The organism is Pseudomonas coleopterorum (assembly GCF_900105555.1).
Taxonomy (GTDB): Bacteria; Pseudomonadota; Gammaproteobacteria; order Pseudomonadales; family Pseudomonadaceae; genus Aquipseudomonas; species Aquipseudomonas coleopterorum.
This window is the reverse complement of the sequence record NZ_FNTZ01000001.1, coordinates 1,699,436-1,709,143: the sequence shown is the minus strand read 5'-3', so window position 1 is coordinate 1,709,143 and position 9,708 is coordinate 1,699,436. Positions and strand designations below refer to the sequence as shown.

Genomic DNA, 9,708 nt, shown 5'->3' with positions numbered 1-9,708 from the left:
CAAGAATGAAATCCAGGCGCACCAAGGCAGGCATGAATGATCATAAACTTTAGAGATGCCGTTCGTTTTTTCACGACCGTAACACCTGCCGGTCATTGTCCCATGTGTAAAAACAATAACTGGGGCATAGCCATTCAGGAGGAAGACAAAACCCTGTGCTACCTCACCCTTTCAACTAATCAGCAAAATGGCATTAGGTCTTACGATCTCCATCTTACCTGTAACGACTGCGGCTATTTGCGCGTGCACAGAGCGAAGGCTCTGAAGGCTTGGATTGACAGCAATGAAGAAGATCCGGGTGAGCCGGTATGACTTTCGTGCCCGTCGTTGTGGATGAGACCAACGCTCCGAAATTCACGAGAGATGACAGCACGAGGAAAAAAACCGATACTCGTGATATGAATGACATAAGCCGTGACGAACTCGATGCGAAGCTATCCGCTGTTGAAGCGCGGATGGATCGCCGTGTTGCCGATTTTCAAAGCGACATGCGCCAGGTTGTCAGCGATTTTAGGCTAGAAATTCAGCCCATAAAAAATGTCAAAGCCAATATTTGGGCTGCCACCGCTGTCATGGTTGGCACGATCATCGCTGTGGTGGGGCTTTCGTTTGCAGCATTTGATTCAGGGCGCGAGACTGCAGCGCTCGTGCAAGAGGCGAAGCAGCAGACTACCGAGACCAGACAGCTTCTTCAGCAAATCCAGGCTCAGCAAAGCTTCCTGCAAGCCCCGGCGCCCACGAAGCAGTAGCATCAGGTCGGGTCAATCACCCGGTTTTTATCTTCTGACTGCCCCGCCCCACAGAAAACCGCCTTCGGGCGGTTTTTTTGTGTCTGCGTGAAATAATTACAACTTTAGCTTGCAGACTACAATTCTTGATTGTAATGTTCTCTCCAACAGGACGCAGATGCGGACTGGAGAGGACTGAAGAGCCCTCGCCGCTCTTTAACAATCCGCGCAACACGAACAAAGACGGCACCGCCTCTACGGCGACCGGAGATCAGATAGCCCCGAAAGGCTACCAACGCGAGGCGCACCTCGACGGCTGACTAGAGCGAAAGGCTCAAACCGAGTGAATGACCCGCTATGCGGTGCCAGCGGAAACCGAACGATTTACTGAAGCGCCTGGGCGACCGGGCGTTTTGGTAAGTGAACGGAGGAAGTGAGATGGATGATGAAAAGCGCATAGACGCGATGATCGCCTTGCTGCGCAGCATGAAGGTTGACCGCAAGCGACAAGCCAAGCTCAGCGCTGTGAGCTACCTGGATCTAACGCCCAAGCAAGCAGAGAAGCGAAACGCAGATGCCGACTGGATTGGCATGGAGCAGATAAAACGAGGGCACGAACTGCATGCGCTGGCAGTTGAATTGGGCTTTGCTGAGCGACGTAGCAGCTACGAGTCAATTGAGCTGCGAGACAACTGGCATAGGTTCAAGTACACACCGAGAACACCAGCCTGACCCACCCGTTGGCATTCGCAAGAGTGCCCATCGGCCTGCGCATTGATCCCGGGTAGGGCTTGCCTCCGGTGCCACTAGATGGCGAATGCGCAGGACCGATGCGGACGATTCTGCACCGCGCAACGCGGACCCCTGCATCAACCCTCCCCCAACCCATACGACCGCATCGGCGGGTGCCAGGCTGGCTCTTCACGCCCAGCTTGGTCCCTGTTGCCTGGCATCCGACCAATGCGGTCAGAGGATCACTCATGGAACCTGGATATTGCGAAGGTGAAGCCTGCGGTCGTGAAGGCTGCGCGGGCGTTATCGGCGAGCACAAGGTTGTGAACTGCAGTTGTCACATCAATCCCCCCTGCGGGGCATGCACCGCGCCACGCGGCTACTGCGAGGCTTGCGGATGGGAAGAGTCGGAAGAACCAGCTCCCGAGCCACAGCCATTAAGCCAGAAGGAAAAGGATTTTTGGAAAGCGCAGGCCGAAGAATGGGAGCGACTTAGGAATGCCCCGCTGGATAACACGAAGGTCAGTTGGCGCTATGCCCCGCATACCAACGCCTCAATGATCAAGGAAGGCGTATACCCCGAAAGCATAAGCCGCGAAGAGGTTGAGCGAGAGGTAACTGGCACCTTCGGTGGCCGGTTCGAGCGTTTCGGCAACGGCCACTTCAAGTACATCGCCTACACCGACTAACCCACCGAGGACCCCACCATGGCCAAACGATTGGAGAAACTTCCGCGCCGCCGCTCACGCCAAGCTTGGCCACGGTCGGCGGTCCAGCAGTGCTTTGACGTCGCATTCAGCCACACCGCCCGAGCGCGAAGCTTCTTGGTCGCTTGCGATTTCAAGTACGCCCAGCAGTGCCTGTCTGATGCTGCGCACGCTCATAACTTGGCGCGGCAGCTGATCAGGAGTATTCGCGCATGAACGCACTTCAGATCGCCCAGGCGGAATACGACAACCGCCTTCCCGCGCCGGTCAACGAAGACCTGGCCGAAACTGAATGGTTGGAAGCCAGCGCTGAGCGCCTCATGGACGGCCAGACCGTCGAGTGGGGTTACCGCAAGGCTGACAAGGGCCAGGTCACTCCTGACGAGCTTGCTACTGCTGTGCAGGTGCACCTGGTCGACCGGCAGATCGCCGGCGAAGACCAGCGCGACGCCTTCGCCCGACTGGTGATCGCCAATCTGGTGTGGGGCACGCGCTTCGATGGCCGGGCCAACGCTGAGTACCTGATGGGTAGCCGTACCACGCTGAAGGTGATCGCCATGGACCTGCTCCGGCCACACGCAGAGCGCGCCGTCGAGCTTGATCAGCAGTGGCAGCGCGAATCAGAGGAGTGCGGATTTTGAGCGTCCATTCGAAGCTGTCCACGATGCTGGACGACCTGCAGCACCCATCGGCGCCTCCCCATTACGAGGGCTACGTCGAGCGCAAGATCGTCCAGGCGCTCGAAGAGCAGGCCATTGACGTCGAGGACTTCCATTACTACTGCGTTCGCCTCCGCAAGGTCTGCGGGCAGCGCAAGGAGGCAGCATGAGTACTGCACTGGTTAAATCCCTGGCCGACGAACAAATCGAAGAGCTGCCCGCTCACATGGCCATTCCAGACGATCGGGTGTTGATGGTCTTCAAGGGCGCGACCATGTGGGATGCCATGCAAGCAGCCGAACGTGCTCACATCTCGAACCCGCAGGCGTGGAGCCGCCGGGCTTGCCTGTGTGGTGAGTGGACGTTGAGCTATGAGGTGCGGACGTGAACCTGGAAACCAAACTTGAGGTTCTGAAAGGCGCCTGCTTGAACCACCAACTTGTAGGCAGTCGCATTACCTGCAACCCGCCGCCCACCAACACGGATCAGGACGTGCTTGTTCTGACCGACAAAGATCTCTTTGAAAGCCACCTAAAGCCAAGACTTGTCGAGCACAGCTTTGATAACGACGGCAGCGACTGCGGCGATATCAGCGAGTACTTGGGAGAGGATGAACTCACGTTTCAGTCCTTCTCTCACGGCGACCTGAACCTGATCATCACATTCAGCGATCAGTTCTACAGGCGCTTCTTGGCAGCTACCTCGATAGCCAAACTGCTGAACATCATGCCAAAAGATCACCGGATCGCGCTTTTTCAAGCGGTCCTTTATGGGAACAGCTACACCCCGCTTCCCTTCGATATGCCGCCTCCAGCGCCTTGGGCAGAAACGCCATTCGCCTGAAGCATTAGCCCCTTCCCTATCCAATCGCAGCGCCCCGGTGACGGTATGGCGCAAGGAGCAACCGTGTCCGCACTAATAAAACAAGCCGAGCACATGCCGGCCATGTCCGAGGACGCTCTGGTAGAGGTTCTCAGCGGCAGCCTTTACCCAGGCGCGGCTCGCAACTCTGTCGTGATGGTGCTTGCCTACTGCAAAGCAGCTCAACTTGATCCGATGTTGAAGCCAGTGCACATCGTTCCGATCTGGAGCAAAGCAGCCGGGAAGATGGTGGACACCGTAATGCCCGGTGTTGGCCTGTATCGCATTCAGGCAGCACGCACCGGCCAGTACGCAGGTATCAGCGAGCCGGAATATGGTCCGCCTGTCAGCCTCAAGCTAGGCAATGTCGACGTGACGTTTCCGGAGTGGTGCCGCATTACGGTCAAACGGCAGATGAGCAATGGTTTGGTGGCAGAGTACACCGCCAACGAGCGCTGGCTTGAGAACTACGCCACCGCAAGCAAAGACTCCGCAGCGCCGAATGCGATGTGGAAAAAGCGCTCATACGCCCAGCTTGCGAAATGTGCAGAAGCACAAGCACTTCGCAAGGCTTTCCCCGAGGTCGGGTCGGTACCAACTGCCGACGAGATGGAAGGCAAGGTCTTCGAGGAAGGGCCTCGCGAAGTCGCTTCGCAACGTCAACCTGAGCAGCCTATAGAGGCCGAACCGCTTGAAACCTACCCAGACGCCAAGCTGCAGGAAAACCTGCCGAAATGGCGGGCTGCAGTCGAGGCTGGTCGCTCATCTCCGGAACACCTGATTGCAACTGTGAGCAGCAAGTACACGCTCACCCAAGAGCAGATCGACGCCATCAACCAGCTCAAACCCATCGAAGGTGAAGCCGCATGAAAATTCATAACGTAGCTCAGGGCTCAGCTGAATGGCATGCTCTGCGCGCCCAGCACCGAACTGCTTCTGAAGCCCCGGCCATGATGGGCGCTTCGAAGTACCAAACCCGCACCGAACTGCTGAGCATGAAGAAAACCGGCATCGTGCCTGAAGTGACCGCCCAGCAGCAGCGAATCTTCGACCGCGGTCATGCCACCGAGGCGCTGGCCCGGCCAATCGTCGAAGGTCGCATAGGCGAAGACCTGTTCCCGATCGTGGGCACCAGCGGCAACCTGCTCGCGTCTATGGACGGCGCAACGATGCTTGGTGAGATCCTCTTCGAACATAAGCTCTGGAACGCATCCTTGGTCGCCCAGGTGCGCGCAGGCCAGCTAGAGCCTCACTATTATTGGCAGCTGGAGCAGCAGCTTCTTGTAAGCGGTGCTGAGATGGTGATCTTCGTTTGCTCCGACGGGACGGAAGAGAATTTCGTATCGATGGAGTACCGCCCAGTGCCGGGCCGCGCTGAGCAATTAGTGGAAGGCTGGAAACAATTCGAGGTAGACCTCGCCGCTTTCGAATCCGAGCCTGCCGCTGCCGTATCCGTTGGAGTATCACCAGAAAGCCTGCCTGCGCTGCGAATCGAAGTCACCGGCATGGTCACCGCGAGCAACCTCGAGCAGTTCAAAGCGCACTCGCTAGCCGTGTTTGATGGCATCAACACCGACCTTCAAACGGACCAGCATTTCGCTGATGCTGAAAAAACGGTGAAGTGGTGTGGTGATGTCGAGGATCGACTTGCAGCAGCCAAGCAGCACGCCCTGAGCCAGACCGAAAGCATCGACGCCCTCTTCCGCGCTATCGACGAGATCAGCGCGCAAGCCAGGGCGAAGCGCCTGGAACTGGACAAGTTGGTGAAGGCGCGCAAGGTAGCCATTCGCGACGAGATCGTGATCAGCGCGGCCAAGGCTCTGCAGGACCATCTGGACAAGATCAACATTTCGTTCGGCGGCAAGGTGCGCATGCCTGTCGTCAAGGCGGACTTCGCCGGAGCCATCAAGGGCAAGAAGACCATCAGCAGCCTGCGCGATGCCGCCGACTCGGAACTGGCCCGGGCAAAGATCGAAGCCAGCCAGATCGGCGACGGAATCCGCGCAAACCTAGACAGCCTGCGCAGCCTAGCCAAGGATCACGCTTTCCTGTTCAACGACGCCCAGCAGCTGGTGCTCAAGGATAACGATGACCTGGTGTCGGTCATCAAGGTGCGGATCAACGAGCACGAAACCGCAGAGGCCAAGAAGCTCGAGGTTCAACGCGAGCAGATCCGCCAGCAGGAGTTGCAGCGTATCGCTGACGAGCAGGCCGCTGCGGCCATGGCCGCAGAGGTGAAGCCTGAGCCGGTAGAAGCTCCAGTGTCACAGGCCACAAAGCCTGCGGCAGTGCGCCAGGTCGCCGGCTCGCCGAAAGTGGCGCCGAAGCCTACCAAGCTTGAAGCGCGGGTGACCGACCTTGAAGCGCTGGTGAAAGCCGTGGCCGCCGGCGAAGTCCCTATTGCGGTCCTGACAGTCAACTGGCAAGCCCTCGACGACTTGGTTGACGCCGAGGGCTCAGAATTCAGCATGCCGGGGGTGACCCTGGAGCAGGTGGCAGCATGATCAGCCTCGAGCTCAGCAGCATCCAACAGAAGGACACCGAACGCGCCTGGCTTGCTCGGGCGATGGCGGACTACGAAGCAGCGCGAGTGGTTGAGGTTGTACCCATCAGCCGCAGCCTGTTCAACCCGACTCCATTCAACAGCGAAAGCATCCAGTCCACCTCTGTGCGTTTTGATCGCCCAGCGGACGTGACACCTTCCCCGGCCCCGAAGCGAAACGCTGCTATCAGGGCGGCGAACAAAGCTCGCAAGAAAGCGTTCGAGGACGGTATCGCCGCGAAGCTGGTTGCCTACCTGGCCGTAGGCCTGGTCGAGGCGGCAAAGGCTTTGGGCGTGTCTCAGCACCGCCTGAGCCGGATTGCCTCGGAGAACAAGATGGTCTTCGCCCGAAGCCACGAGGCGGAGCGCGCTCTCGATGCCAAGCTCGCTCCCCAGGTGCGCGAGATGTGCAACCAGGGCATGGGCCAAGTTGAGATTGCCGAAGCGCTGGGCGTGCGCCGTGGCCGCATCCGGCGGATCTCGACTGACTACAAGATCCGCTTCGGCACCCGCACCAAGATCGAAGACGAGCTGGCGATCGTCGCGAAGATCAAAGCTCTGCTTCCCAGCGGATGCACACGACGCAATGCGGCCGAACAGATCGGCATCACTCAGAAAGTCCTCTCCCGCATCGTCGACCAGTACGCCATCGACTTCCCCCTGCGCACGACGAAGCCGAGGAAGGGATGATCAAGCAGAAAGCCTGGCGTCGCCGGGTAGAACAATTTCACATCCCGCCCAGCGGACTGACGGAGCCTTGTGATGGGTATGACACAGAAAGAGCGGGACCAACGCCGGCACGACAAAGCAGCCAGGCTGCAGGAAGAGGATCTGCGGCTGAAGGTTCGGCAAGGCACCAAGCAGGCACTGGCCGAGCTGATGCAGTGGGCGGGCATCGAGGAGCAGGGCGAGGCGCTGACCCTGATGATTCATCATCTTCACCGCATAGGGCCTGAACGGGCCTTGGAAATGCTTCAGCTACCTCCGCGCCACAAATACGTACCTTCGCATTCTGTGGCGCTGGCTTTCGAGCGTAAAAGCCTGCTAATGATTCAGCAGGATCCGGGGGATGAAATTGTTTCACCCAAGGCTATGCATCTTCATATCACTACTCAGTAAACACCTAGTTGGTTCTTGAATAAATGAACGTCTACCGACCCCCGTCGAGCTGCTGGGCCCAATCCTTTGCTTTGGGTTCGAGGTCGGCGAAAGCCTCATCTTCATCGGCCCAGGGACCGCTAACCGACTTCACTATGCCAAGAACCTGGCTATTACCGGCGTCGGCTACTAAGAGAGCTGAAACTGGTATTTCTCCTTCGTAATCGAGTTCAATGCCAACCTCGGTTATTCCAGCCCGCACTACCCTTCTGCTATCACTTTTGCTGTTCAAAGTACCCTCCGTAATCCGGCCCCATGCCGGTCAATACCTATAGCCCACCCCACCCCTATTTGCCACTCACCGAGATATCGGAGGGCGGGATATGGCGAGAGGTCAAGAGTCGAGAATGTCGCCGGCTGCTTTCAGCACTGCCTCGATGGCAGCCTCATTGGACTCCCAAGGCCCATAGATAACCTTGGTCTTCATACCAACAACCACATTGATGATGCGCAACGGATGCGACTCCCCAGATCCACTCGTCCAGTGAGCGAAGGCTCTGACTGTATGCCCTTTGTAGCTCAGGGGCTTTGCCTCATTCGTCTTTGTGTCCATGTCTGTGCCATCCAGACCAAAACACTCATTTTAACCAGTCTTGCCTCCTTCCGCATACGGAGGGTGGCGCCTGCAATGGAGATTGCCATGAGCACCGATATCGAAATGAAGCCAGCCCCGAGCCTGGCCACCGGCGCCAAGCTGGACCCCGCCACCTGGGCCGACTTTGTTGCTCGTCTGCGGTTTGACTGCGACGGGCCGCGCGTGAATGACCATTGCACCGCTGCCGCCCTGTTCACCGTTCAGCAGCATCGCACGACCTACGGCCTCGATCCTGACTACGCCGACGGCAAGGTGATCTGCCAAGAGGACTGCGAATGGGCCAGTCCGCAAGAATACTGGGACTGTTTGGACGAAGAAGAGCGCGCCGATTTCAGCGACGCGTACCTCGCCGATATCCCGCTACTGGAAATGTGCGAATCGGATCAGTGGGAGCTCATGGAATCGGTTGAGGATGTCAGCGTTCTTGGATATGCCAGGCGTTGGGAGATCGTGAACAGCCATTTCACTCACGAAGCAGCTCAGGCATTCATTGATCGCAAAGGCCACGACTATCCTCCGCTCAGGATCTATGTCGAAGCGCAGATTTATTGCTGGGAATACGAGGCCATCAAAGCTGCAATCCTCGACGGCACGCTGACCTACACACCGAAGTCCCCCGCCGACAACGCCGCAGCCGCCTAACCCTCTCCCTCATTCACCTATCACGCTGAACGCCTCGGCAGGCGGGCGGCTGTCTGGAGTATCCATGAATATCTATCGGCATACGTTCGCGGCCACCTGCCCGTCGGACGGAGACACGATCATCTACAGCCTGGAAATTCGCTCTTTGGCCGTGGTGATGGTCGAGCACATCCGGACCGCTACGGCGCTGATCAAATCCGGCTATCACGAGCGCATCGCCGATGACCTGGCAGAGCGCCTGGGTGGTGACCAAACCATCAAGGCTGTGCACCAAGGCGTCGAGATCGAAACGGTGAGGCTGGGCGGATGATCCACTACCACGGTACCCCGGTCGGGGGCACGCGGCAGGATGGGGCCAGGTTCCTTGCTGGTCGTCACGCACTGGTGCCCTTCCCACGCCAGGACGACGTGGGCATAGTCGCTGAGGTTTGCCAATCGTTCGTTTTCGACAACGGTGCCTTCAGCATCTGGAACAAGGGCGGGACGCTCGACGTGGACGGCTATACCCGCTGGGTTGAGGACTGGCATCGGCACCCAGGCTTCGACTGGGCTTTGATCCCCGATGTGATCGATGGGGATGAAGCGGCGAACGATGCGTTGCTCGCAGCGTGGCCAAGGGCGCTGCGCGGCGTGCCAGTATGGCATCTGCATGAATCGCTCGAGCGCTTGCAACGGCTCGCCAGCGAGTGGCCGATGGTGGCCTTCGGCAGTTCAGGGCAATGGCGCTCGCCCGGCACAGCAGCGTGGTGGAAGCGAATGGCCGCGGCCATGGACGCCATCTGCGACGACCAAGGACGGCCGGCCTGCCGCCTGCACGGGCTGCGCATGCTCGACCCGGCCATCTTCCAGCACCTGCCCTTCGCTTCAGCTGACTCCACAAATGCCGCAGTGAACGGCGGCAGTATCAGCCGCTTTGGTATGTACGCCCCACCCACTGCCGGCCAGCGCGCCTGCGTGATCGCGGACCGCATTGAAGCCCACAACAGCTCACCGATCTGGCAGCGCGAATCCCAGGTCGAGATGCATCTCTAACCACCGCTACTGCTCCAAGAAGCGCCAGCAGCGGTATGCACAAGCGAGGAAG

General features: G+C 58.7%; 16 protein-coding genes. 15 read left to right on the top strand and 1 reads right to left on the bottom strand.

All coding sequences use genetic code 11. The features are described 5' to 3' along the window. Positions 1-36: 36 nt before the first annotated feature. From BLV18_RS22205 to BLV18_RS07620, 12 genes are all read left to right on the top strand, one after another. On the top strand, positions 37-312 hold the full coding sequence (locus BLV18_RS22205; RefSeq protein WP_139211010.1) for a hypothetical protein: 276 nt from the start codon (positions 37-39) through the stop codon (positions 310-312). Beyond that, on the top strand, positions 309-749 hold the full coding sequence (locus BLV18_RS07665) for a hypothetical protein (protein WP_090357446.1): 441 nt from the start codon (positions 309-311) through the stop codon (positions 747-749). Before BLV18_RS22205 ends, BLV18_RS07665 begins: the two co-directional genes overlap by 4 nt. A gap of 417 nt (positions 750-1,166) precedes the next feature. Beyond that, positions 1,167-1,460 (top strand): regulator, encoded by a 294-nt coding sequence (locus BLV18_RS07660; protein WP_090357445.1) that lies wholly within the window; start codon positions 1,167-1,169, stop codon positions 1,458-1,460. Positions 1,461-1,708: 248 nt separating this feature from the next. Beyond that, positions 1,709-2,149, top strand: coding sequence for a hypothetical protein (locus BLV18_RS22200; protein ID WP_139211009.1), 441 nt, complete (start codon positions 1,709-1,711; stop codon positions 2,147-2,149). A 230-nt stretch (positions 2,150-2,379) separates the two neighbouring features. Then, positions 2,380-2,808, top strand: coding sequence for a hypothetical protein (locus BLV18_RS07655; RefSeq protein ID WP_090357443.1), 429 nt, complete (start codon positions 2,380-2,382; stop codon positions 2,806-2,808). After that, positions 2,805-2,996, top strand: coding sequence for a hypothetical protein (locus BLV18_RS07650; RefSeq protein WP_090357441.1), 192 nt, complete (start codon positions 2,805-2,807; stop codon positions 2,994-2,996). Before BLV18_RS07655 ends, BLV18_RS07650 begins: the two co-directional genes overlap by 4 nt. Next, positions 2,993-3,214, top strand: a complete 222-nt coding sequence (locus BLV18_RS07645; protein ID WP_090357439.1) for a hypothetical protein — start codon at positions 2,993-2,995, stop codon at positions 3,212-3,214. Before BLV18_RS07650 ends, BLV18_RS07645 begins: the two co-directional genes overlap by 4 nt. Beyond that, entirely contained in the window at positions 3,211-3,669 is a 459-nt protein-coding gene (locus tag BLV18_RS07640) for a hypothetical protein (RefSeq protein WP_090357437.1), read from the top strand. The genes BLV18_RS07645 and BLV18_RS07640 overlap by 4 nt, the downstream gene beginning before the upstream one ends. Before the next feature lie 63 nt (positions 3,670-3,732). After that, on the top strand, positions 3,733-4,557 hold the full coding sequence (bet, locus tag BLV18_RS07635; RefSeq protein ID WP_425272621.1) for a phage recombination protein Bet: 825 nt from the start codon (positions 3,733-3,735) through the stop codon (positions 4,555-4,557). Then, positions 4,554-6,191 carry a YqaJ viral recombinase family protein gene (locus BLV18_RS07630; protein WP_090357435.1) on the top strand — a complete coding sequence of 546 codons (1,638 nt, stop codon included), beginning with the start codon at positions 4,554-4,556 and terminating at the stop codon, positions 6,189-6,191. The genes bet and BLV18_RS07630 overlap by 4 nt, the downstream gene beginning before the upstream one ends. Next, on the top strand, positions 6,188-6,919 hold the full coding sequence (locus tag BLV18_RS07625; RefSeq protein WP_090357433.1) for a hypothetical protein: 732 nt from the start codon (positions 6,188-6,190) through the stop codon (positions 6,917-6,919). The genes BLV18_RS07630 and BLV18_RS07625 overlap by 4 nt, the downstream gene beginning before the upstream one ends. Positions 6,920-6,991: 72 nt before the next feature. After that, on the top strand, positions 6,992-7,348 hold the full coding sequence (locus BLV18_RS07620) for a hypothetical protein (RefSeq protein ID WP_090357432.1): 357 nt from the start codon (positions 6,992-6,994) through the stop codon (positions 7,346-7,348). 373 nt (positions 7,349-7,721) lie between these two features. Here the strand turns inward: BLV18_RS07620 and BLV18_RS07610 are convergent, their stop codons facing one another. After that, positions 7,722-7,940, bottom strand: a complete 219-nt coding sequence (locus BLV18_RS07610) for a hypothetical protein (protein ID WP_090357428.1) — start codon at positions 7,938-7,940, stop codon at positions 7,722-7,724. A gap of 87 nt (positions 7,941-8,027) precedes the next feature. Between BLV18_RS07610 and BLV18_RS07605 the strand changes: the two genes are divergently transcribed. From BLV18_RS07605 to BLV18_RS07595, 3 genes are all read left to right on the top strand, one after another. Continuing rightward, the gene (locus BLV18_RS07605; RefSeq protein ID WP_090357426.1) at positions 8,028-8,624 is read left to right on the top strand and encodes a hypothetical protein; all 597 of its coding nucleotides are present in this window, start codon (positions 8,028-8,030) and stop codon (positions 8,622-8,624) included. A gap of 64 nt (positions 8,625-8,688) precedes the next feature. After that, entirely contained in the window at positions 8,689-8,934 is a 246-nt protein-coding gene (locus tag BLV18_RS07600) for a hypothetical protein (protein WP_090357424.1), read from the top strand. After that, on the top strand, positions 8,931-9,656 hold the full coding sequence (locus BLV18_RS07595; protein WP_090357422.1) for a hypothetical protein: 726 nt from the start codon (positions 8,931-8,933) through the stop codon (positions 9,654-9,656). The genes BLV18_RS07600 and BLV18_RS07595 overlap by 4 nt, the downstream gene beginning before the upstream one ends. Positions 9,657-9,708: the final 52 nt, after the last annotated feature.